We start from the raw sequence: 22,823 nt of genomic DNA, 5'->3' as shown, positions 1-22,823 counted from the left end.
TCACCCAGCGTGGCCGCGGCTCTCTACTCTGAACAGCGATACACCGGGCACAGAGAGTGACTGTCCGGGTGTCGGTCGATGCCGTACGGGTCGTACGTCGGAGGGAGCGGCCGTGGAGGACGAGGAGGCCGAGGCCGTACTCAGGGCGGTCGGGCGGCAGATCAAGGTGTGGCGGAGGCCGCCGGGATGCGGCAGGCCGAACTCGGCACGGCCATCGGTTACAGCGAGGAGATGGTGTCGGCCGTGGAACGCGGGCGACGGATCCCCAAGCCGGACTTCCTGGACAAGACCGATGACGCGGTCGGGGCGGGCGGGAAGGTCTCGTCCATGAAGGAGGACGTGGAGCGGGCCCGGTACCCGAAGAAGGTCCGGGATCTGGCGCGGTTGGAGGATGAGGCGGTCGAACTCGGGGCCTACGCCAATCACAACATGCACGGCCTGCTCCAGACACCCGAGTACGCACGGGCGTTGTTCGCCATGCGGCGGCCCGCGTACCCGGAGGATGAGCTCGAACGCCAGGTCTCTGCGCGTATGGCACGCCGAGGCGTCTTCGAGCGGGTTCCCCTGCCACTGCTCACATTTGTCCAGGAAGAGGTGACACTGCGTCGGCCGATCGGAGGCAGAATGGTGCTGCGACAACAGCTCGAACACCTGCTGCGACTAGGCAGGTTGAGGCACGTGGAAATCCAGGTGATGCCCACGGACCGCGAGGACCACGCTGGCATGGGCGGGCCGATCCGACTGCTCAAGCTCCGGGACGGCAAGACTCTCGGGCACTCGGAAGCCCAGCTGCACAGTCGCGTGATCAGTGATCCCCGGGAAGTCCAGATCCTGGAGATGCGCTATGGAATGATCCGGGCGCAGGCGCTCCCGCCACGGGAGTCACTCACCTTCATCGAGAAAGTGCTGGGAGAAGAAGCATGACCCCCGACGCGCTGGACTGGTTCAAGAGCAGCTACAGCAGCAACGACGGCCCTGATTGCGTAGAGGTCGCCATATCCCCCGCGACCGTGACCGTCCACGTCCGCGACTCCAAGGACAAGGACGGCGCGCGGCTGGCGTTCGGCGCCGCCTCATGGGCGTCCTTCGTCTCCGCCGCCCCGTCGCGATAGGACGTACGCCCGCTGTTCCCGGGCCCAGGGGTAGTCGGGGTTCAACGCGAGGGCGCGGTCCAGGTCGGTCAGGGCCTCCTCGTGGCGGCCCAGGTTGGACAGGGACACGCCTCGGCTCGCGTACGCCGACGCGTAACCGGGATCGAGTTCGAGGGCGCGGTCGTAGTCGGCCAGGGCCTCCTCGTCGCGGCCGTTGACGCGCAGGGCGTCGCCGCGCTCGCAGCGGCCCCAGGCCCAGTCGGGTTGCAGGGCGAGGGCACGGTCGAGGTCGGCGAGGCGGCGGGCCTGGTCGCCGAGGCCGCGCCAGACGCGGGCCCGGCGGGCGAGGGCCCAGGCGTAGTCCGGCTTGAGTTCCATCGCCCGGTCGAAGTCGGCCAGGGCCGCGTCGAGGTCGCCGTGACGTTCGTGGGCCGCGCCACGGGAGGCCCACGCGAACTCGCTGGCGGGGTCCCGCCCGATCCCCTCGCTCAAGTCCGCAACCGCTTCGGCGTGGTGGCGGGCCAGCCGGTGGTGCTCGCCGCGCAGGATGACGTTCCACGGGTTGTCCGGCTCCAGTGCGAGCACCCGGTCGAGGTCGGCGAGCGCGCCTTCGTAGTCGCCTGCCCCGCCCCGGGTGACGGCTCTGCCGCGGTGGGCCCGCACCAGGTCCGGGTCCAGGGCGAGAGCGCGGTCGTAGTCCTCCATGGCCCGCTCGTGCGCGCCGTCCCGGGCTAGCGCGTCGGCCCGCAGCGACCATGCCGTCGCCCGCCACGGCTCGTCGCCGCGGGCCCGGTCGAGGAGCAGCCGGAGGAGTTCGGCGAGCCCGGCCCCGGCGAGCGCCCGCGACAGCTCGCCGCCGCGGGTCCGTACCGCCTCGGCGTCGGCGTCCCGCCCGGCTTCGGCCAGGAGCCTCACCCAGGGTCGTACGACGCCCTCGCCGTGGGCGCAGGCCGTGACGACGTCGGCGAGCACGGCCGGGAGCGCGGCGCGGGGTCTCGCGCAGAGCAGGTGGTACGACTCGCCGAGCCGCAGCTCCCGCCACTCCTCGTCCGCCCACACCTCCTCGGGCCGCAGGCCGGTTTCGGCCTCCGCGCGCCGTCGGCCGTACGCCCCGGCGAGCCGGGTGTGCCGGTCGGTCCAGCCCTGGGGCGAACGCAGTCGCTGCAGCCGGAGCATCGGTGCCCGTACGACGTCGTGGTACCGCACCCGGCCCCCGCGCTCGCTGACGAACGGCATGGTCCTCAGCCATGCGAAGAGCGCGCCCGCCTGGTCCTCGGAACCCGCCACGGCCGACCGGAACGTGTCCTCGTCGAGGCCCCGGGGCAGCGCGCCCGTCAGCGCGGCGGCTCTCCGCACGGGGTCCCGCTCCCATTTCAGGAACCGGTCGACCGCCGTGACGCTCGGATCCCCCACGTCCCCGGGGCCGACGGGCCCGGACTCGGCCAGCGTGGAGACGAGTACCGGCAGCCCGCCCGTCAGACGCAGTACCTCGGCGACCACCGGTTCGTCCCGTACCCCCTTGTCCGCGAGCAGGCCCCGTGCCTCCGCCTCCGTGAACGGGCCGAGCGGCACGTCGGTCATGAAGTCGGCGAAGCCGCCCCAGCGGGCGCTGTCGAACGGGTGCTGGCCGGAGGTGACCACGACGACGTCGGCGGGAAGGGCGCCGTACCGGTCGGTGGTCATCACGTCGTGCAGCCAGCGGTCCAGGAACGGTCCAGTGCGCTCGTAGGTGTCCAGGAGGAGGACGATCCAGGGTGCGGTCTCGGCCACCGCGGCCAGCTCGGCCAGCAGTACGGGGGTCAGGATCCGCTCGGGGGACAGCACCAGTTGCACGTCCTCCTGGTTGCGGAAACGGGCCCGGAGCCGGTCGGCGCCCTGGGCGAGCCGCTCCGCGTCCAGGGCGGCGGCGAAGGCGCCGGCCACCGGGAGCATCCCCAGGCCGACCAGCCCGGCGCGCGCCATCGCGAGGCTGCCCGCCGACGGCCCGTCCGGCTCCGCCGGATCGTCCATCACCAGGGCGGCCTCCGCCTCGTGCCGCCGCTCCCGGTGTGCGGCCAGCAGCCGCTCCAGTTCCTTGAACCGGCGTCCCTGGCCCGCGAATTGACGGGCCATCGCGGCCATCGCCTCGGGTACGCCGGCCGCGTCCTCGTCGACGTACGCGGTCAGTGCCCCGGCCTCCCGGGCGATCTGCTCCAACTCCCGCACGAGAAAGGTCTTCCCGACTCCCGCGTCGCCGTGCACGTGGAAGAGGAAACGGTGCCGCTCGTCCTCGGCCGGCAGGGCGAGGTTCCGCCGGAACGCGGCCCGCTCGTCGACCCGCCCGACGAATCCGGCTCTCCGGCGCCGCCCGATCAGCTCCTGCATCGACGGTCGTGTCGACCCCATCCGCACCACCCCCCGCAGCCGGCCCACACCGAGTCTGGCAGAAGCCCCGATGGAAGGGTGTGCATCGGTGAGGCGGGGAAGGACGGTGACATGTCCACCTCCCACGCGCCTCGTGCGCTCTCGCTTGCCGCTGCCCTTCTCACCGGCACCGTCGCTCTCTACATCGCCCTCGTCGCCCTGGGGAACATCACCGACTTCGGCACCAACCAGGCGTTCGTCCAGCATGTGCTGGCCATGGACACGACGTTCAAGGACGACGACCTGATGTGGCGGGCCATCACCAGCAGAGGGCTTCAGAACACCGCTTACGTCGCCATCATCGTGTGGGAGACCGTCGCCGCGCTCGTGCTCGTCGCCGGGACCGCGCTGTGGTTCCGGCGCGACAACGGCCGTGCGCGGCGCCTGTCCACCTACGGTCTGCTGATGCTCGTGCTGCTCTTCGGCGCCGGGTTCATCGCCATCGGCGGGGAGTGGTTCTCCATGTGGCAGTCCAAGACCTGGAACGGTCTCGACGCGGCGACCCGGGTACTGGTGCTCACCGGGATCGCGCTCGTCGTCGTACAGCTGCCGGAGCGGTCGCCGGCTACTTGATCACCGTCACCTTGGTGTTCGGTTCCGTGCCGAACGTCCACAGGGCCGCGCCGTCCGCCTTGTGCATGCGGATGCCGCTGGTCTGCTTGCCCGCTGCGGGCGGCGGGGACGAGCCGTCGACCGCGTTGGAGAAGGCGATCGACAGGCCCGACTTCGAGGCGAAGTAGAGGATGTGCTCGATCTGGACGCCGTCCGAGCCGGTCGTGGCGGACAGGGTCTTGGAGATCGTGTACGTGCCGGGGTCGGGGCTCACCGTCCCCGGCCACACCGTGAACGTGCGGGTCGCCTTGTCGCTCGCGCCCACCGTCCACACCCGCTTGTCACCGAGCGAGTAGACGATACGGCGGCCCGTGCCGGAGGCGGCCGGCACGGCGGGGGCCTTCGTGGGCTTCGGGGACGCGGAGGGGTGGGCGCCCGCCGACGCGCTCGCCGACGGGCGGACCGCCGCGGCCGTGGGGTGCGGCCCCTTGTCGGCCTGTAGGGCGAGGAAGACGACGGCCACCGTCGCCCCGGCCGTCAGACCGGTGACCCAGACCCAGGAGGGCAGCAGTCGGGCAGCCACGGGTACGCATCTCCTCCGTTATGAGGGCCCCACGTATTCGCACAGGGGTCGGATCATCGTACTGTGCGCTGCCCGCCCGCTCGGTCCGCTCCCCGTCCGCTCCCCGTCCGCTCCCCGTCCGCTCCCGGTCCGCTGCCGGTCCGCTGCGGTCCGCTCTCCGTCCGCTCAGTCCAGCACCGGCAGCAGCTCCGGCAGGTGCCCGTCGGACGCCTCCGCCGCCCGTCGGCGCTCCTCCGACACCTCGCCGTACAGCGTCGTGCGCGGCTTCGCCGGGCGGCCCGCCGCCTCGGCCACGGCGATCAGGTCCCGTACCGACTTGTACGAGCCGTACGACGAGCCCGCCATCCGCGAGATCGTCTCCTCCATGAGCGTGCCGCCCAGGTCGTTCGCGCCCGAGCGGAGCATCTCCGCCGCACCCTCCGCGCCCAGTTTCACCCAGCTTGTCTGGATGTTCGGGATGTAGGGGTGGAGCAGGAGACGGGCCATCGCCGTCACCGCGCGGTTGTCGCGCATGGTCGGGCCGGGCCGCGAGATGCCCGCCAGGTAGACGGGGGCGTTGGTGTGGATGAAGGGCAGGGTCACGAACTCCGTGAAGCCGCCGGTCCGCTGCTGGATGCGGGCCAGGGTGCGCAGGTGGCCCAGCCAGTGCCGGGGCTGGTCGACATGGCCGTACATCATCGTGGACGAGGAGCGGATGCCCACCTCGTGGGCGGTCGTGACGACCTCGATCCAGGTGGCGGTGGGCAGCTTGCCCTTGGTCAGGACCCACCGCACCTCGTCGTCCAGGATCTCGGCGGCCGTCCCGGGGATGGTGTCCAGGCCCGCCTCCTTCGCCGCGGTCAGCCACTCCCGGATCGACATGCCGGTGCGCGTCGCGCCGTTCACGACCTCCATCGGCGAGAAGGCGTGCACGTGCATGCCGGGGACCCGCTCCTTCACCGCCTTCGCGATGTCGAAGTAGGCCGTGCCGGGCAGGTCCGGGTGGATGCCGCCCTGCATGCAGACCTCGACCGCGCCGACGTCCCACGCCTGCTGGGCCCGGTCGGCGACCTGGTCCAGGGAGAGGGTGTAGGCGTCGGCGTCCGTGCGGCGCTGGGCGAAGGCGCAGAACCGGCAGCCGGTGTAGCAGACGTTGGTGAAGTTGATGTTGCGGGTGACGATGTAGGTGACGTCGTCGCCGACCGCCGCCCTGCGGACGTCGTCGGCGATCCTGGTCAGCGCGTCCAGCGCCGGACCGTCCGCGTGGAACAGGGCGAGGGCCTCGGCGTCGGTCAGCTTCGTGGGGTCGTCGGCCGCGGTCGCCAGGGCCTGGCGGACGTCCGTGTCGATGCGCTCGGGCGCCATGCCGGGGGCGGCCGCCTCGCGCAGGGCGCCCCAGTCGCCGTACACCTCGTCGAAGTCGTCACGGCGGTCGCCGGTACGGCCCTCGGTGTCGATGGTGGTGTGCAGATCGGTGCGGCCGGTCGCGACGAAGACCTCCTCCGGCTCCTGCCACGGGCGACCCTCGACCACCGCGTCCGGGACCGCCAGGCCGGTCTCCGGGTCCGCCAGCGCGGCCACGTGCGGGCGCAGCCGCGGGTCCAGCCAGGGCTCGCCGCGGCGGACGAACTCCGGGTACACGCAGAGACGTTCCCGCAGCTCGAAGCCGGCGGCCGCCGATTTCGCCGTCAGTTCCTCGATCTGCGGCCAGGGGCGTTCCGGGTTGACGTGGTCGATGGTGAGCGGGGAGACCCCGCCCCAGTCGTCGATACCGGCCGCGATCAGCCGCTCGTACTCGCTGTCGACCAGGTTGGGCGGCGCCTGGATGTTGCCGGCCGGGCCCATGACGAGCCGGGCCACCGCGACCGCCGCGACCAGTTCGTCCAGTTCGGCGTCCGGCATCCCGCGCATCGCCGTGTCCGGCTTGGCGCGGAAGTTCTGGATGATCAGTTCCTGGACGCCGTGGTACGAGCGGGCGACGCGGCGCAGCGCGAAGAGGGACTCGGCCCGCTCCTCGTACGTCTCGCCGATGCCGATCAGGATCCCCGAGGTGAACGGCACCGAGGAACGGCCCGCGTCCTCCAGGACCCGCAGCCGGACGGCGGGTTCCTTGTCGGGGGAGCCGTGGTGCGGGCCGCCGGGCTCGGACCACAGGCGGGTCGCCGTCGTCTCCAGCATCATGCCCATGGACGGGGCGACCGGCTTCAGCCGCTGGAAGTCGGTCCAGGACAGCACGCCCGGGTTGAGGTGCGGCAGCAGGCCGGTCTCCTCCAGGATCCGGATGGAGATGGCCCGGACGTAGGCGATCGTGTCGTCGTAACCGTGCGCGTCGAGCCACTCGCGCGCCTCCGGCCAACGGTCCTCCGGCTTGTCGCCGAGGGTGATCAGGGCTTCCTTGCAGCCGAGGGCCGCGCCCTTACGGGCCACGTCGAGGACCTCGTCCGGGGACATGAACATCCCGTGCCCGGCCCGGCGGAGCTTGCCGGGGACGGTGACGAAGGTGCAGTAGTGGCACTTGTCACGGCACAGGCGGGTGAGGGGGATGAAGACGCTCTTCGAGTACGTGATGACGCCCGGGCGGCCCGCCTGTTCCAGACCGGCGTCGCGCACCCGGGCGGCCGACGCGGCGAGGTCGTCGAGTGCCGCGCCGCGCGCCTGGAGCAGCACGGCAGCCTCGGAGACGTCGAGGGCGACGCCGTCCCGGGCGCGTTTGAGGGCGCGACGCATGGAGTTCTCGGTGGGGCCGCCGGTTCCGGGAGTCGCGGAAGTCGTCATTCTTTGAGCATACGTAGGACTCCGCCGGTACAGCCGGGACGGGGGTTCCGGGGCTGGGCTGCGGTGCACGGCCGGGTGCGGGCGCGTTGCGGCTGGTCGCGCCCACGCGGCGGCAGCCGCAGATCGATACAGCCCCGACCCGCGGCCGCCCACCACCCCGCCCCGGCAGACAAGTCCGCACAACCCGCTCAGAGGTACTCCGCGTAACCGTCCAATGCCCCCAGTACTTCGGCCTCCCCCGCCGGAGGCAACTGCACCACGACCTCCTCGATGCCCAGTTCGGCGTAGTGCGCGAGCTTGCCAGGGGTCGGGAAGACGGCGTACGGGACGACCTGGAGCGCGGCCGCATCCCGCCCCGCGTCGGCCCACACACCCCGCAGGACCGGCATCGACTCCGACAGCCCGCGCCCCCCGATCGGCATCCACCCGTCCGCATACTCCGCGATGTGAGCGAACAGCTTCGGCCCCGCCGCCCCGCCGACCAGCGTGCGGGGACCGGCGACCGGACCGCGCGGCTTCTGGACGGGCTTGGGATACGCGGACGACGCCCGTACGCTCCCGAACTCCCCTTCGTAGGCGGTCGGTTCGTCCGCCCACAGCGCCCGCATCAATGCCATCCGGTCCCGGGACAGCTCCCTCCGTGTCCGCCAGGCCACGCGGTGATCCGCGGCCTCCTCGACGTTCCAGCCGAAGCCGACGCCGAGCGTGAAGCGGCCGCCGGACAGGTGGTCGAGGGTGGCGATCTGCTTGGCGAGGTCGATCGGGTCGTGCTGGGCGACCAGGGTGATGCCGGTGCCCAGGCCGAGGCGCCCGGTGACGGCGGCGGCCTGGCCGAGGGCGACGAAGGGGTCGAGGGTACGGCCGTACTCGCGGGGCAGGTCGCCGCCGGCCGGGTACGGGGTGGTCCGTTCGACCGGGATGTGCGTGTGCTCGGGCAGGTACAGCCCGGCGAAACCGCGTGCCTCCAGTTCACGGGCGAGCCGGACGGGGGTGATGGTCTCGTCGGTGAGGAAGATCGTGACGGCTATGCGCATGGGCCATCTGTACCGGGGGTGGCGCGATCTGTCCATACCGACCGGTCGGCATCATGCGCCCCATCTTTCACACAGCTATGCACATGACATAAGGATGCCTGTGGATTCCCTTTCCTTCCATGGGAGTTCACGTCGGGAGAGGAGAGTCACCGGCATGGGTGAGGACACGCACGGCATCGGCAGACGCGCACTGTTCGTGACGGGCGCGGCGGCAGCCCTTACGTTGGGAACCGTGAGCTTCGCAGCGGCGGACGGGCAGGGCCCGGGGACCCAGGAGACGAAGACGGTGAGCGGCACACTGCCGCCCGGCTGCCCGGACTTCGTGTACGTCCCGGTCGAGGTCCCCGCCGGCGTCCGCGAGATCAAGGTCTCCTACACCTACGACCGGCCGAGCGTCCCGGCCGGCACCGCGGGCAACGCCCTCGACATCGGCGTCTTCGACCAGCACGGCACCGAGCTGGGCGGCAAGGGCTTCCGGGGCTGGTCGGGCGGGGCGCGCACGGAGTTCTTCGTCCGCGCCGACGACGCGACCCCCGGCTACCTTCCCGGCCCGGTCCACGCCGGCACCTGGTATGTCGCCCTCGGCCCCTACACGGTGGCCCCGCAGGGCCTGACCTACGAGCTGACGATCACGCTGACGTACGGCGAGCCCGGCACCCCCGTCCGCCCGGTGTACCCGCCGGAGCGGGCCAAGGGCCGGGGCCGGGACTGGTACCGGGGCGACTGCCACCTGCACTCCTGGTACTCCGACGGCCGCCGCACCCCGGCCGAGATCGCGGCGCTGGCCCGCGCCGCCGGCCTGGACTTCATCAACTCCTCGGACCACAACACCCACTCCTCGCACGCGCACTGGGCGGACCAGGCCGGCGACGACCTGCTGATCATGCTCGGCGAGGAGATCACCACCCGCAACGGCCACGTCGTCGCCCTCGGCACGGACCCCGGGACCTTCGTCGACTGGCGCTACCGGGCCCGGGACAACCGGTTCGGGAAGTTCGCGCACCAGATCCACAAGGCCGGCGGTCTGGTCGTACCGGCGCATCCGCACGCCACGTGTGTGGGCTGCGCCTGGAAGTTCGGGTTCGGGGACGCGGACGCCGTCGAGGTGTGGAACGGCCCCTACACCCCCGACGACGAGGTGGCCCTGTCCGCCTGGGACGCCACGCTGGTCGCCTCGGTGCGCGACAACAAGGCGTGGCTGCCGGCGATGGGCAACAGCGACGCGCACCGCGACCCGGACCCCGTCGGCGTGCCCCAGACCGTCGTCCTCGCCGACGACCTGACCCGCGAGGCCGTCCAGGAGGGCCTGCGCGCGGGCCGCTCCTACGTCGCCGAGTCGAAGAACGTGCAGGTGAGCTTCACGGCGACGGGCGGGCGCGGCGAGCAGGCCGGGATCGGCGAGCGGCTGGAGGTGGCGGCCGACACCCGGGTGACCGTCCGCCTGGAGGCCTCCGGGGTGCCACGCTGCACGGTCCGCTTCATCACCGACGAGGGCGTCCTGCTGACCAGCGACCCGCTCCCGGTGACCGGCTCGGGCGTGGTCGAGTGGCAGACGACCCCGCAGTACGCGGCGTACGTGCGCGCGGAGCTGCGCCACGAGACGGCGGCCGGCCCGGTACCCGGCGCCCTGGCGGCCCTGACGAACCCGATCTTCCTGGGCCGGTGAGAGAGCACACCGACTTCAACGCGCTTTCAAAGCGCGACGGGCGGCGTTGACGACGTCGTGGGCACCGGGGCCGTCGTGAAAGACGGACGTGCAACCGCCTCCGCCTGAGGCACCGGGGGCAATGAACCGTGCACCCCGTCCGTGGCGTCTCAACTCACGTGACGTGCACAAGTCCCAGCGCAGGGACGGAAGTTGGGCACGCCAGCAGACACTCGGACTCATCCCCGCCGCACCCGCCCCCACCGCGCCTACGACCATCATGTCGATGGCGCCCTGAGAATCCCCCGGGTAGGTTGTCGATCTTCGGATGGCAGAAGCTGCCGGAGTCCCTGAATGCGAACGCCATGACGAACCCCGCCCAGCCCCCCGCACGACTTCACCTCGCTACCGCGCTTGACGGCCTGGCCGCGGCCTTCGGCGGCATGACGGCCCACCCCGACGAGCACAACTGCGAGTGCCACTGGGGCAGCCCCGAAGAACTCGCGCAGCTCAAGGTTCCGGACACGGAGCTGGACCCTGACCTCCTACGCCGCACCTGGCAGGCCCCCGACTGGAGCGACCACGCATCCGTACTACGCCGGATCCTGCCCCAGTTCGCCACGGCCCTCGTCGAAGGCTCCGTCGAGCCGCTCTTCGGCTTGGAGGAAGCCGGCCGCTCGTTCGCTCGCGGTCATTGGCAGCAGTGGCCCCCCGTGCAAGCCGCAGCGGTCAGGGACTTCCTGCACGCCTGGTGGGCCCACACACTCACCGATCCCGATCCCGCGGTACCCGCGTACGAGGTCCTGGCATTGATCACCGAGGCATCCGCCACGCTCACCCCGTGGCTCACCACATGGGAAGCACTGACCGGCCACCCCGCCGACGACCATCTGGCCGAGGCGGCGGCGAAGTGGGAGTACGACCTGCTCGGAGACCAACTCCCCTGGAGCTTCTGGGAGAACGAGAACGAGGAAGAGACACGCACCGAGCTGACCGGCTGGCTGGTCCGCAATGCCCCTGCCCGGCTCCGGGCCCACGGCGTATCAGGGGAGCTGCTCCACCGCATACGGCTGCTCGGCCTCACCGGTGACGATCGTTGGGAGGACCCACACTGGCCCGGCCACCGTTACTGATCCTCCGGACCGTGCGGTGCTCCCTGCCCTCAGCAGGGAACTGAGGCAACCCTGGTCACCCGGTGCCCCGCTGGGCGGACCACATCATCCCGAGGCCGACAACGGCCGTCATCGTGGTCACGGCCGTCATCACGGCCGGCCGACGGGCCCCGTGCGATCACGCTCAACGCGTCCCGCACCACTTCCCGCTCCCCCTCCGTCCTCACCGTCAGCGCCGAAGCCTTCGGCGCTCTTCTCCGTCTGCTGAAGTCAAACGCCGGACAGTGAGCCTGCACGGCTGCCCTCGGCCAGATCCGCGACGACCGCCGCATGGTCCGACGGCCACACCCCGTCGACCGGGCCGTCCCCGGCCCGTCGCACCCCCTTGATCGTCCCGATGCCGTCGGGGCCGGCCGGTGCGCCGACGTGGATGTAGTCGACGCGGACGCTGGGGCCGAGGCCCGGACTGACATACGGGTTGGCGTTGTCCCAGGTGGCGGAGGGGGCGGCCGGGTCGGCGTACTCCCAGGCGTCCAGGAAGACCTGGCCCGGTACGACAGGTGCGGTGCGGACCCCGCCGAACCGGCGGATCTCGTCGGAGTCCGGCCAGGCGTTGAAGTCACCGGTGACGACGGGCGGGAAGTCGGTGCCCGCACGGTGGGCGGCGACGAACTCGGCCAGAGCAGTGACCTGTTCGCCGCGTACGGCCGACAGGTGCAGTTGTGAGGTCAGGTGGACGGTGAAGAAGGGCACGTGGTGGGCGGGGGTGGCGAGGCGGGCGTAGAGAGCGAGGCGGCCGTCGTCGAGTTCCGGTGGCGCCGGCAGGTGCAGCACCGCACTCTCCACCACCGGCCAGCGGCTGAGCACCGCGTTGCCGATCTCGGTGCCCGGCTCCCCGATCCGCCGCTGCCAGCGCTCGGAGGCCGGGGAGGCGGCCCAGGCCCAGTGCAGACCGAGTTCACCGGCGAGCCACCCGGCAAGGTTCTCGCCGTCGGCCGCCCACACCTCCTGCAAGCCGACCACGTCCGGCCGCAGCTCACGCAGCACGGCGCGGATCGCCTTCTGCCGTTCCGCCCAGGGCCCGAAGCGCCACCACAGGTTCCAGGTCATGATCCGCACGGGCCACCGTCTCTCCTCGGGGAGGCGTAAGAGACATTGAAGAGGACACCGGCGTCGAAGGACGGCAGAAGAGAAAACCGAGGAACCGCGTCGGACCGGACCCCTTCCAGACCCTGCTGGAGACCACCGGCCGGGTCTCCGGGAGCCCCGGCGCATCCCGCTGGGTGCGGGTGCGGGTGCGGATCGGTGGGCGGTGGCACCACGGCACCGCCCACCTGCTGCCCGACGACGACCCGGTCGCCGGCTGCGCACCCTGCGCCGGGGCGACACCGCGGCCGTGAAAGCGCTGGGGACACGGCTGCTGACGATCCGGGTCGATCTCGGCGACTAGTGACCAGCGACCAGCGGCCAGGTCACACGGTCGCCTTGTAGAACGCGTACGTTGCCGAGTACGGCACCGACACCTGGTAGGTGCCGGTGCAGGCGGCGGCCGGGGCGACGCCGCCCTCCGTGTTCAGGCGCTGGACGTAGGTGACGCCCTCGAACGTACCGGCGCCGCGGGTGGCCGTGGCCTTCAGGAGCAGTTCGGGGATGGTGCCCTCCTTGGGGGAGGTGACGAGCGCCGAGGCGTTGACCGCACTGCCGTCGACCGTGGAGACCCAGACGGGGCCGCGGGAGTGCAGGGCGACCGGGCGGTGGGCGCGGTCCCTCTTGTCGGAGAGGGTGGCGGCGGGCTCCAGGAGCTTCCAGGCGCCGTCGGTGCAGGTGTAGGTCTGTACGCCGTGCGCGGAGTAGACGCCGGTCAGCTTGTTGCCGTCGGGCACCGCCAGCGCGACGGGGGCGTGCACCGCCGGGAGGGCGGCGGGCTTCGCGGACGAGGCCTGGACGGCCGTCGTGCCGAGCAGGGTGGCGGCGGCTGCGGCGGCGACGGCCGTGGTGGTCAGGGCGATTCTCTTGGCGTGCTTCATGGAGTGGTCTCCAAGGATTTCGTGCGTGGCAGAAGAACAGAAGAGGGGAGCGGCCGGACATCGACAAACCGGAAACCGGCCGTCCCCCTTGTCATGTCCGGATGCTACGGATCCGCCACCGCTTCCGGAGCCGATTGCCCGATCCCTGCCCGCGCGGGACGCCTCCTGGACCCCAAAGGGCAAGCAAACAGGCCTCGTTGGCACCTCACCCCGACCAGACCGAGGTGTGGCTCAGTTGCCCACGCGACGCAGGGAAGAAGACCCCGGAAGCCGAGGGCTAGTGCTGAACAAGGCGGGCGGGGGCCGTGTTGCTCACCTGCTGGAAAATGACCGACGTGCGAAAGCCGGTGATTTCACCGCGCTTGCTGAGCCGGTCGGTCAGGAAGGCGTGCAGGTGGTCGAGATCCTGCACCGCGACGTGAAGGAGGAAGTCGTCGCCTCCGGAGAGCACGAACACGTGCAGGACCTCCGGCAGACCGCTGGCGAAGTTCTTGAAGGCGTCGATGACAACGCGGCTGAGAGGACGTACCTGAACCGACACGAGCGCCTGAACGCCGCGATTGAGAGCCGCGGGGTCGATATCGGCGTGGTAGCCGCGGATGACGCCCCGTCGGTGGAGCGCCCGAACCCGCTCCAGGCAGGTCGAGGGGGCGATGCCGAGCCGCCGGGCGAGTTCGCGGTTGGACTGCCGTGCATCTGTCTGGAGAAGCCGGACAATCTCCGAATCAAGTTCGTCCATGGCCGACAACCGTAGCCCATTTTCACTCAGACGTTCGGTGTGATCGGTTTACGTTGAATCATTCGTGCAGCATGAACGCCGTCAGCCCGAACAGATGAAGGGACGGCAGGCTCATGCTCCATCACGAGCAGGTCGCGATCCACACCGGTCCGCGCTCGCGGCTTGCGGTGATCGTGGCTGTTCACTCCACAGCACTCGGTCCGGCAGCCGGTGGCCTCCGGTTCTGGCACTACCCCGATTGGCGGGACGGCCTCACCGACGCCCTTCGCCTGTCGGCCGCGATGACCTTCAAATTCGCCGTGGCCGGGCTGCCCAACGGCGGAGGGAAGGCCGTCGTGGTCCTGCCCGAGGAAATAAAACTTGATACTGGCCGACGTCGCGAGGTGCTGCGTGACGTGGCAGATGTCATCGACTCGCTCGGCGGGGCGTACGCCACCGGACCGGATGTCGGGACCGGCCCCGACGACATGGCACTGATCCGGGAAACCACCCCTTACGTGTTCTGCCGGCCGACGCATCTGGGCGGCAGCGGCGACTCGTCCCCGCACACCGCGCAGGGGACGCTCGCCGCGCTGCGGGCCGTCAGCCGACGTCTGTACGGCACCGCGCGTCTGGACGGCCGCAGGCTCGCCGTGGTCGGTCTGGGCCGCGTTGGCGCCGCCCTCGCCCGCCTCCTCGCCGCGGAGGGCGCCGCCCTGACGGTCACCGACATCGATCCCGAAAAGCGCAGCACCGCCGACGAGCTCGACGCTGTCTGGCGGTCGCCGGACGAGATCCTCGCCGCGAACGTGGACATCATGGTCCCTGCGGCCCTCGGCTCCGTCCTGAACAGGCAGACCGTGGCGGAGCTGCGCTGCCGCGCTGTGGTTGGGCCGGCGAACAACCAGCTCGCCACGCCCGATGTCGCAGACCTGCTGCACCACCGCAACATCATCTGGGTGCCGGACTATGTCGCGAGCGCAGGAGGAGTCATCAACGCCATCAGCACCGAACTCCACCAGGTCGGTGCCGACGAGGCCCACGCACGCGTCCGCGCCATCGAGGACACCGTCGACGACCTGCTGGACACCGCGCAACGCCACGGCCAGACCCCGGCGCAGGCGGCCGGCGAGCTGGCCATGCGCCGCCTGCGCGTCGCCTCGGCCCCGGTCGGCTCACCAACACCGAGCGGGCGCTGACCGCGGTGACGACCTCGCGGAGGGCCGCAGTCTTCGGCGAGGTTCCATCTCGGGCGGCGAACAGCAGGTGCGCAACGCCGCCCAGAAGCGATGGCAGACGGTTTCACGATGCGGTACGCGACCCTGGCGGTCACGGCCGCGCGCACCGGTGCGAACCGAAGGGCGGACATGAGCGACCCCACCAGAAGAGGCGGAACGGACGTCACCGCTGTCCAACCGCTCCATTCGCCGACCCGGCGCACCTATGGGTCACAGCACTAGCCGTCGGCCCACTTGCGCAGCAGCGCCTCGCGTTCCTCGCGGGGCGGGGTGCCGTCCGCGTGGTCCCGGCGCCATGCCAGCAGGTCGGCGACGGTCGTGCGGCCGTCGGCGAGCCTGGCCAAAAGGGTGCGGGAGAGGTCGTACTCGACCGGCTGGTAGATGCCGCCGGCGACGGCTGACAGGACGCTCACCTCGACGGTGTCCTCGGCGGTCTCCACGCGCACGGTGTAGGCGGGCGGAAGCTCGCCGTCGCCGGTCACCACCACGAGCAGCGAGTCGAGGGCCACGGACACCAGGCGCCGGCCGGCGGACCGCACGGGCACGTCACGGACGTCGATCCGCCGCACCTCGCTCCAGCTCCGGTACGTGCCGTGGCCCATCCCGAGGACTTCGACGCCGTCCTCCGTCAGCCGTACCCCGGACGCCGTACCGACGGGCTCGGCCCCCAGGTACACGGCGTCCTCGGTGATCCAGAACAGGCCGACCAGGGCCATCGGTGCCTCCAACAAAAGTGCCTGCTGTCGGCATGAGAGACGGCATCGGCGGCCACCAGGTTTCCCGATGCCGCAAGCACCTCGCGTGCGTGTCCGGGACCATGGAAGCAAAGGCAGCTACGGCAGCTACGGCAGCAACCATGAGGAGTCGCACGGACCATGCCCCGCCCCACCGACACCCGTTTCCGCGCCACCACCGCCTTCCAGCGTCATGTCGCCAATCCGCTGACCCGGCTCCTCCCCTTCCAGACCCTCCTGGAGACCACCGGGCGCACCTCCGGGCTGCCCCGCCGTACGCCGCTGGGCGGCCGGCGGGTCGGCGGCGTCTTCTGGCTGGTGTCGGAGTTCGGCGAGCACTCGCAGTACGTCCGCAACATCAAGGCCGACCCGAGGGTGCGGGTCCGCATCGGGGGGAAGTGGCACGCGGGGACGGCCCATCTCCTGCCCGACGACGACCCGGTGGCCCGGCTTCGCACGTTGCCCCGGGGCAACAGCGCGGCCGTACGGCTGCTCGGGACGAACCTGCTGACGGTGCGGGTGGACCTGGACGGCTGAGCGGGCCCGGGTGCCGGCCACCGGACCCGACCCGCTCTGCCGCCGCCCTGGCGTCTACCCCTGCCCTGCCCGCAGTCCGGGCGTGGCGTCGAGCAGGCTGTCGAAGCCCGACGGCGGGCGGCCCAGGAGTTCCGTCACGTCGTCGGTCGCCCGGTCGTAGCGGTTCTCCCCGTGCAGCCGGGCCATCGTGGCGATGTGGTCGACGAGATGCGGCGTCAGGCCCAGCGGCTTGAGGTCGTGCTCGACCCATTCGTCGTACGGCACGTCGACGTACGTCACGGTGCGGCCCAGCGCCTCGGAGATCTCGGCGGCGATCGCGGTCATGTCGCGGGCGGTGGCGCCGGTCAGTTCGTAGACCCGGCCGGCCTGCGGTGAAGGGTCGAGCAGCAGTCGGGCGACCACCGCGGCCACGTCGCCTGCGGCCACCGGCGAGGTGCGTGCGGTGCCGAAGGGGAGGCGGATGGTGTCGTCACGGCGGACGGAGGCCACGGCGAGCATGCCGAAGAGCGGGTTCTCCATGAAAACCGTCGGCCGGACGTGGACGACCGGCAGCCCGGACCAGTTGAGGACGTGTTCGCACAGCCAGTGCAGCCGCTGCTGGTGCGACTCCGCGGTGCTGGTGAGGGTCATCTGGGAGACGGTCATCTGCGACATGTGCACCAGCAGTTCGAGGTGCCCGCCCGCAAGGGCCGCCGCCGCCACGGTCGCCGTGGCCTCCAGGTAGTCGGGCGACGGGCTCATCCCGAAGTAGGCCCTGCGGCACCCCTCCAGGGCCGCCACCACGTCCGCCCCACGCGTGAGGTCCCCGACGACCACCTCGACGCCGTCGACGGCCCGCAGCGCGGTGGCACGGTCGTCGTCGTGGTGGACGAGGGCCCGGACCGGCAACCCGTGTCGGCGCAGCTGCGTGAGGACCCTCCCGCCCACACCCCCGACGCCGCCGGCGGCACCGGTGACCAGGATCGGATCAGTACTCGGCAAGACGTCCTCCCGCAGTCGGCAACCGGCCCCGCCTTTCTACGGCACGCCGACCGCCTCCCGGCGCACCGCACCGCGCGGACCACACGGCAGGAGCAGCGGCCATCACCGACGCGGTCCCCTCACCCCGGCCAGACGATCGCCTGCACCTCGCTGTAGGCGTGCAGGGCGTACGAGCCGACGTCCCGGCCCACCCCGCTCTTCTTGAACCCGCCGAAGGGGGCCTCCATGTTCCGCCCGACGGTGTTGATCCCGACGCCCCCCGCCCTCAGTCGCCGCGCCACCCGGAAGGCGCGGGCCACGTCCCCCGACCAGACGTAGTCGATGAGGCCGTAGTCGGAGTCGTTGGCCAGGGCGATGCCCTCTTCCTCCTCGTCGAAGGGGATGACGGCGACGACCGGGCCGAAGATCTCCTCGCGGGCGGCCCGCATGTCGTTACGGCAGTCGGCGAGCACCGCGGGCCTGAGATAGAACCCCCTTTCCAGGGAGGGTCGTTCGCCGCCCGTCACCACCGTCGCGCCCTCCTTCCCCGCGAGTTCGACGTACGACTCGACCCGCGCCCGGTGTTCGGCCGTGATCAGCGGTCCGACCACCGTGTCCGGTGCCGCCGGGTCGCCCACCGTCAACCGGTCCGCGAGGGCTGCGAGTTGCTCCACCAGCCGGTCGTACAGCGGCCGCTGCACCAGCACCCGGGTGGGTGCCGTGCAGATCTGTCCGCTGTAGAAGGAGAAGGTGGTGCCGATGCCCGCCACCGCCGAGCCGACGTCCGCGTCGGCGAAGACGACCGCCGCGCCCTTCCCGCCCAGCTCCATCAGCTGCCGTTTCATGTCCCGCCCGCAGACTTCGGCGATGCGCTGCCCGACGGCCGTGGACCCGGTGAAGCTCACCATGTCGACGTCGGGCGAGGCCACGGCGGTCTCGCCGACGCCGGCCGACCGGCCGGAGACGACGTTCACCACGCCCGGCGGGGCGCCCGCCGCCTCCAGTGCTTCCGCCATGCGGTAGACGGAGAGCGGGTCCTGCGGGGCCGGTTTCACCACCACCGTGTTGCCCATGGCCAGCGCGGGCGCGACCTTGCCCGCCGGGTTGGCCCAGGGGTTGTTGTACGACGTGATGCAGCTGACCACGCCCACCGGCTGGCGCACGGCCAGCGCGCCCATCACCCCGGCCCGGCCCATCGGCCCGGCCTCGTTGATCTGCGGCGGGATCGCCCACTCGGCGGGCTCGACGGTGGCGTACCGCCGGAACCGGGCCGCCGCCACCCCCACCTGCATCGCCCGGGCGGTCCCGGTGGTCGCGCCGGTCTCCGCCCGGGCCAGGTCGGCGTGCTCCTTCAGCCGGCCGCGGATGATGTCGGCGGCCCGCCCGAGAACCGCCGCCCGTTCCGCCGCCGGTGTCCGTGACCAGCCGTCGAAGGCCTCCCGGGCGGCCGCGCAGGCGGCCAGGACCTGCTCCCCGGAGGCCTCGGGAGCCCAGCCGACGGTCCCCTCGGTCGCCGGGTCGACGACCGCGTAGTGCCCGCCGTCGGGGTCCACCCAGCGCCCCCCGACGAACAGCCGCTGCCCGTCCGCCGCATCGCTCACCGGGTGCTCACCGTCCTGGTGTCCCGCCCGGACCGCAGCACCTTCCCGGGTACCGCCCCGCTGACCACGTCGTCGCGGATGGCCTCGACCCCGTTCACCCAGACCGCCCGTACCCCGATCGCCTTCGAATCCAGGCGGGGGCTGTCTCCCGGCAGGTCGTGCACCAGGGTGGCCTGGCCGGCGGCGATCCGCTCCGGGTCGAAGAGCACGAGGTCCGCATGCCAGCCCTCCGCGATCCGGCCCCGCTCCCGCAGCCCGAAGAGCCGGGCGGGATCGTCGGTCAGCATCTTCACCGCCTGTTCCAGGCCGAGCAGCTTCCGGCCGCGCAGACAGTCGCCGAGGAACCGGGTCGTGTACGGCGCCCCGCACATCCGGTCCAGATGCGCCCCCGCGTCGGACCCACCGAGCAGCACGTCCTCGTGCTGCCAGGTCTCGGCGCGCAGCGCCCAGGAGGCGGGGTCGTTGTCGGTGGGCATGGGCCACAGGACCGTACGGAGTCCGTCGGCGGCGCAGATCTCGACCAGGCAGTGGAAGGGGTCCAGCCCGCGCTCCGCCGCGATGTCCTTGACCACCCGGCCCGACAGCCCGGCGTTGGCCTCGCTGTAGGTGTCGCCGATGACGTACCGCCCGAAGTTCGCGAGCCGCCGGAAGACTCCGGCCTCCTTCGAGTGGGCGCGCTCCAGCATCTGGGCGCGTACGTCCGGGTCCCGGAGCTTCTCGATCCGCTCCGGGACCGGCAGCGCGAGGATCGGCCCCCACCCGGGGATCAGGTTCAGCGCGCAGAAGGTGCCCAGGGACATGTTCATCGGGGTGAGGATGGGCATGGTCAGCGCCACGACCCGGCCGCCCGCCTTCCGGGCCCGCTCACTGGCCTGGAGCTGCCGCGGCACCCGCTCCGGCACGGCGGCGTCGACGGTCAGCACGTTCCAGTTCAGGGGCCGCCCGGCCGCCGCGCTCATCTCGGCGAACAGCTCGATCTCGGCGTCGCTGAACTGGTCGAGGCAGCCGGCGACGATCGCCTCGATCTGCGTCCCCTCGTGCTCCCCGACGGCCCGCGAGAGGGCCAGCAGCTCCTCCGGACGGGCGTGCCGGGAGGCGACCGGCTGTCCGTCGCCGTCCGAGTGGGTGGAGGACTGGGTGGTGGAGAAGCCCCACGCACCCGCGTCCATGGCCTCGTGCAACAGCCGTACGATCTCGGCGAGTTGCTCCTCGCTGGGCTGCCCGCCGACCGCGTCCGGCCCCATCACGTACCGGCGCAGGGCACAGTGCCCGACCATGAACCCGGCGTTGACGGCGATCCGCCCTTCGAGCGCGTCCAGATACTCCCCGAAACCACGCCAGCTCCAGGGCGCCCCCTCCTCCAGCGCGACCAGCGACATCCCCTCGACCTTGGACATCATCCGGCGCGTGTAGTCGGCGTCCCCCGGTTTCAGCGGGGCGAGGGTGAACCCGCAGTTCCCGGCGGCGACCGTCGTGACCCCGTGGTTGAGGGAGGGCGTCGCGTACGGGTCCCAGAAGAGCTGCGCGTCGTAGTGGGTGTGGGGGTCGACGAAACCGGGGGCGAGCACGAGCCCGGCGGCGTCCTCGGCGGTACGGGACTCCTCAGTGACGGTTCCGACGACGGCGATACGGCCGTCGCGTATGCCGACGTCGGCCGTGTGGGCGGGCGCGCCGGTCCCGTCGACAACGGACGCACCCTTGATGACGTGATCGAGCATTCGGCTCACCTCTTGGTATGCGGCGGGACTGTTTGCCTAGGGGCGCGGGGCTGTATCGATTTGCGGCTCCGCCGCGTGAGCGCGGCCAGCCACACACGACGCGCACCCGCCTACGACGCTCAAGCCCCTTGGCGGAACCGCGAAGTCCGGTGCACCGGATCCGTGTCGATCTTCGGAATGACGTGCTCCCCGATCAGCCGGATCGTCTGCAGCGTCTCCTCCTTCGGTACCCCCACCGGCAACCCGAAGCTCAACTGGTCCGCCCCGGCCTGCTCCCACCGCTTGCACTGCCGCAGCACCTCGTCCGGATCCCCGCAGATCAGCAGCTCCTCCTCGACGAGCAGTTCCACGAACTCCGGCGTGTACTCCGGCAGCGTCTCCGGCCACACCGGGAAGCCCTCGGGCCGCGGGAACGTGTCGTGGTACCGGAACACCAACGACGGCAGGTAGTGCAACCCACCGGACGCGGCGATACGGATCGCCTCGTCGTGCGTCGGCGCACAGATCGCCGTCGTCGTCACCATCACGTTGTCGTTGACGAAGTCACCCACCGGCTCCGCGTTCACGATCGCCGTCTTGTACTGCTCGAGCACCCACTCCATGTCGGAGACCTTCTGGATGCTGAAGCCGAGGACCCCGAGCCCCTTCTTCGCCGCCATGGCGTACGACGGCGGTGACCCGGCCGCGTACCACATCGCCGGGTGGGACTTGCCGTACGGCTTCGGCAGGACCTTGCGCGGCGGCAGCTGCCAGTGCTTGCCCTGGAAGCCGGCGTACTCGTCCTGGAGCCACATCTTGGGGAACTCGGCGATGGTCTCCTCCCAGATCTCCTTGGTGTAGTTCATGTCGGTGATGCCCGGCAGGAACCCGAGGATCTCGTGCGACCCGGCTCCTCGCCCGCTGCCGAACTCGAAGCGGTTGCCGGTGAGGTGGTCGAGCATGGCGACCTTCTCGGCGACCTTCACGGGGTGGTTGACCTGGGCGAGCGGGTTGAAGATCCCGGAGCCGAGATGGATGCGGTCCGTCGCGTGCGCCAGGTACCCCAGGAAGACGTCGTTCGCCGACAGGTGCGAGTACTCGTCCAGGAAGTGGTGCTCGGAGGCCCAGGCGTACTTGAAGCCGGACTTGTCCGCCTGGATGACGTACTCGGTCTCCTCCATCAGTGCCTTGTGCTCGGCCAGCGGGTCGGTCTCGGCTCGCTTGCCCACGTATCCCTGTACAAAGAGCCCGAATTCCAAGGCGGTTCACCGTCCCATATTTCCTGACGCTCCGTCAGATACCGTTCGTTGGCCGACTGTCGCACCGGCCGCTGTCACCGTCAATAGCTGATGAGCCGTCAGATTACCGAGACCCCGGCCAGCCAGCCCCCGTCGATCACGAACGGCTGCCCGGTGATGTACGAGGAGTCGTCCGAGGTCAGGAAGAGCGCCAGCCTGGCCACCTCCTCCGCCCGCCCGATCCGGCCCAGCGGCACCAGCTTGCGGTACAGCTCGTCCAGGGCCCGGCTCATCTCCTCCGGGTCGGCGGTGGGGTCGAGCCGCGCCGGATTGGACATCGCGGTGTCGATGGCACCCGGGCAGATCGCGTTGACACGTATCCGCCGGTCGGCCAGTTCCAGCGCGGCGACCCGGGTGAGCCCGAGCACCGCGTGCTTGGTCGCGGCGTACGTCCCCACCGCGGCCATCCCCGTCAGAGCCGTGTAGGACGCCGTGTTGACGATGGTCCCGCCGTCGGCCAGCTCCGGCGCCACCGTCTTCATGCCCAGGAAGCAGCCGACCTGGTTGACCTGTACGACCTGCATGAACTCGTCGAGTGGCGTGTCCACGAGCGCGTTGAACCGCAGGATGCCCGCGTTGTTCACCAGCCCGTCGAGCCGGCCGTACGCCTGCTTCGTGGCGACGACGGCGGCCTGCCACTCCTCCTCCACACCCACGTCCAGGTGGACGTAGCGCGCCCCGATCTCCTTGGCGAGCGCCTCGCCCAGGTCGTCCAGCACATCCGCCACGACCACGCTCGCGCCCTCCTCGACGAAGAGCCGCGCCTCCTGCTCGCCCTGTCCGCGCGCCGCCCCGGTAACGATGACGACCCGCCCGTCCAGCTTGCCCATGCCACCCGC

Annotated in this window: 19 protein-coding genes and 2 pseudogenes; 8 read left to right on the top strand and 13 right to left on the bottom strand. The window is 71.3% G+C overall.

Annotated features, from left to right (window positions below; all coding sequences use genetic code 11):
- Positions 1-112: 112 nt before the first annotated feature.
- A pseudogene (locus ACWGJB_RS19590) lies at positions 113-924 on the top strand (helix-turn-helix domain-containing protein).
- Entirely contained in the window at positions 921-1,112 is a 192-nt protein-coding gene (locus ACWGJB_RS19585; RefSeq protein WP_453381416.1) for a DUF397 domain-containing protein, read from the top strand. The pseudogene ACWGJB_RS19590 and the gene ACWGJB_RS19585 overlap by 4 nt, the downstream one beginning before the upstream one ends.
- On the opposite strand, the gene ACWGJB_RS19580 is transcribed toward ACWGJB_RS19585, so the two are convergent.
- A complete protein-coding gene (locus ACWGJB_RS19580) occupies positions 1,074-3,476 on the bottom strand; it encodes a tetratricopeptide repeat protein (protein WP_453381415.1) in 2,403 nt (800 codons plus the stop codon). The two genes, ACWGJB_RS19585 and ACWGJB_RS19580, sit on opposite strands and share 39 nt — an antisense overlap.
- Before the next feature lie 90 nt (positions 3,477-3,566).
- Here ACWGJB_RS19580 and ACWGJB_RS19575 point away from each other — a divergent pair, with 90 nt between their 5' ends.
- A complete protein-coding gene (locus ACWGJB_RS19575) occupies positions 3,567-4,067 on the top strand; it encodes a DUF2165 domain-containing protein (RefSeq protein ID WP_453381414.1) in 501 nt (166 codons plus the stop codon).
- On the opposite strand, the gene ACWGJB_RS19570 is transcribed toward ACWGJB_RS19575, so the two are convergent.
- The 3 genes from ACWGJB_RS19570 to ACWGJB_RS19560 all read right to left on the bottom strand — a co-directional run bounded on the left by ACWGJB_RS19570 (position 4,060) and on the right by ACWGJB_RS19560 (position 8,417).
- Positions 4,060-4,629: a hypothetical protein gene (locus tag ACWGJB_RS19570; RefSeq protein ID WP_453381413.1), complete on the bottom strand. Its 570-nt coding sequence runs from the start codon at positions 4,627-4,629 to the stop codon at positions 4,060-4,062. The two genes, ACWGJB_RS19575 and ACWGJB_RS19570, sit on opposite strands and share 8 nt — an antisense overlap.
- A gap of 165 nt (positions 4,630-4,794) precedes the next feature.
- The gene (locus tag ACWGJB_RS19565; protein WP_453381412.1) at positions 4,795-7,383 is read right to left on the bottom strand and encodes a bifunctional FO biosynthesis protein CofGH; all 2,589 of its coding nucleotides are present in this window, start codon (positions 7,381-7,383) and stop codon (positions 4,795-4,797) included.
- A gap of 188 nt (positions 7,384-7,571) precedes the next feature.
- The gene (locus ACWGJB_RS19560) at positions 7,572-8,417 is read right to left on the bottom strand and encodes an LLM class F420-dependent oxidoreductase (RefSeq protein ID WP_453381411.1); all 846 of its coding nucleotides are present in this window, start codon (positions 8,415-8,417) and stop codon (positions 7,572-7,574) included.
- Positions 8,418-8,571: 154 nt separating this feature from the next.
- Here ACWGJB_RS19560 and ACWGJB_RS19555 point away from each other — a divergent pair, with 154 nt between their 5' ends.
- Together ACWGJB_RS19555 and ACWGJB_RS19550 are read left to right on the top strand one after the other, a co-directional pair.
- A complete protein-coding gene (locus tag ACWGJB_RS19555) occupies positions 8,572-10,083 on the top strand; it encodes a CehA/McbA family metallohydrolase (protein WP_453381410.1) in 1,512 nt (503 codons plus the stop codon).
- Positions 10,084-10,427: 344 nt separating this feature from the next.
- Complete coding sequence (locus ACWGJB_RS19550) at positions 10,428-11,195, top strand: hypothetical protein (protein WP_453381409.1); 768 nt, start codon at positions 10,428-10,430, stop codon at positions 11,193-11,195.
- Between the two features lie 249 nt (positions 11,196-11,444).
- Here the strand turns inward: ACWGJB_RS19550 and ACWGJB_RS19545 are convergent, their stop codons facing one another.
- Positions 11,445-12,284, bottom strand: a complete 840-nt coding sequence (locus ACWGJB_RS19545) for an endonuclease/exonuclease/phosphatase family protein (RefSeq protein ID WP_453381650.1) — start codon at positions 12,282-12,284, stop codon at positions 11,445-11,447.
- 110 nt (positions 12,285-12,394) lie between these two features.
- On the opposite strand from ACWGJB_RS19545, the pseudogene ACWGJB_RS19540 reads away from it, so the two are divergent.
- Positions 12,395-12,624: pseudogene (locus ACWGJB_RS19540) on the top strand (nitroreductase/quinone reductase family protein); the annotation flags it as partial.
- A gap of 22 nt (positions 12,625-12,646) precedes the next feature.
- On the opposite strand, the gene ACWGJB_RS19535 reads toward ACWGJB_RS19540, so the two are convergent.
- Entirely contained in the window at positions 12,647-13,201 is a 555-nt protein-coding gene (locus tag ACWGJB_RS19535) for a DUF3455 domain-containing protein (RefSeq protein WP_453381408.1), read from the bottom strand.
- 277 nt (positions 13,202-13,478) lie between these two features.
- Positions 13,479-13,940, bottom strand: coding sequence for an Lrp/AsnC family transcriptional regulator (locus ACWGJB_RS19530; protein WP_453381407.1), 462 nt, complete (start codon positions 13,938-13,940; stop codon positions 13,479-13,481).
- 113 nt (positions 13,941-14,053) lie between these two features.
- On the opposite strand from ACWGJB_RS19530, the gene ACWGJB_RS19525 reads away from it, so the two are divergent.
- Complete coding sequence (locus tag ACWGJB_RS19525; RefSeq protein ID WP_453381406.1) at positions 14,054-15,118, top strand: Glu/Leu/Phe/Val dehydrogenase dimerization domain-containing protein; 1,065 nt, start codon at positions 14,054-14,056, stop codon at positions 15,116-15,118.
- A 257-nt stretch (positions 15,119-15,375) separates the two neighbouring features.
- Here the strand turns inward: ACWGJB_RS19525 and ACWGJB_RS19520 are convergent, their stop codons facing one another.
- Complete coding sequence (locus tag ACWGJB_RS19520) at positions 15,376-15,873, bottom strand: hypothetical protein (RefSeq protein ID WP_453381405.1); 498 nt, start codon at positions 15,871-15,873, stop codon at positions 15,376-15,378.
- A 159-nt stretch (positions 15,874-16,032) separates the two neighbouring features.
- Between ACWGJB_RS19520 and ACWGJB_RS19515 the strand changes: the two genes are divergently transcribed.
- Positions 16,033-16,428 (top strand): nitroreductase/quinone reductase family protein, encoded by a 396-nt coding sequence (locus ACWGJB_RS19515; RefSeq protein ID WP_453381404.1) that lies wholly within the window; start codon positions 16,033-16,035, stop codon positions 16,426-16,428.
- A gap of 54 nt (positions 16,429-16,482) precedes the next feature.
- On the opposite strand, the gene ACWGJB_RS19510 is transcribed toward ACWGJB_RS19515, so the two are convergent.
- The 5 genes from ACWGJB_RS19510 to ACWGJB_RS19490 form a co-directional block, all read right to left on the bottom strand.
- The gene (locus ACWGJB_RS19510; protein WP_453381403.1) at positions 16,483-17,409 is read right to left on the bottom strand and encodes an NmrA family NAD(P)-binding protein; all 927 of its coding nucleotides are present in this window, start codon (positions 17,407-17,409) and stop codon (positions 16,483-16,485) included.
- Between the two features lie 119 nt (positions 17,410-17,528).
- Positions 17,529-18,989 (bottom strand): aldehyde dehydrogenase family protein, encoded by a 1,461-nt coding sequence (locus tag ACWGJB_RS19505; RefSeq protein ID WP_453381402.1) that lies wholly within the window; start codon positions 18,987-18,989, stop codon positions 17,529-17,531.
- Positions 18,986-20,707: an N-acyl-D-amino-acid deacylase family protein gene (locus ACWGJB_RS19500; RefSeq protein WP_453381401.1), complete on the bottom strand. Its 1,722-nt coding sequence runs from the start codon at positions 20,705-20,707 to the stop codon at positions 18,986-18,988. Before ACWGJB_RS19500 ends, ACWGJB_RS19505 begins: the two co-directional genes overlap by 4 nt.
- 119 nt (positions 20,708-20,826) lie before the next feature.
- Positions 20,827-21,945: an LLM class flavin-dependent oxidoreductase gene (locus ACWGJB_RS19495; RefSeq protein ID WP_453381400.1), complete on the bottom strand. Its 1,119-nt coding sequence runs from the start codon at positions 21,943-21,945 to the stop codon at positions 20,827-20,829.
- Between the two features lie 98 nt (positions 21,946-22,043).
- The gene (locus ACWGJB_RS19490) at positions 22,044-22,814 is read right to left on the bottom strand and encodes an SDR family NAD(P)-dependent oxidoreductase (RefSeq protein ID WP_453381399.1); all 771 of its coding nucleotides are present in this window, start codon (positions 22,812-22,814) and stop codon (positions 22,044-22,046) included.
- Between the last annotated feature and the right edge of the window lie 9 nt (positions 22,815-22,823).

This window comes from Streptomyces sp. NPDC054813 (genome assembly GCF_053611365.1).
The sequence above is the reverse complement of the archived record's forward strand: the minus strand, read 5'-3'. Positions and strand labels throughout refer to the sequence as shown.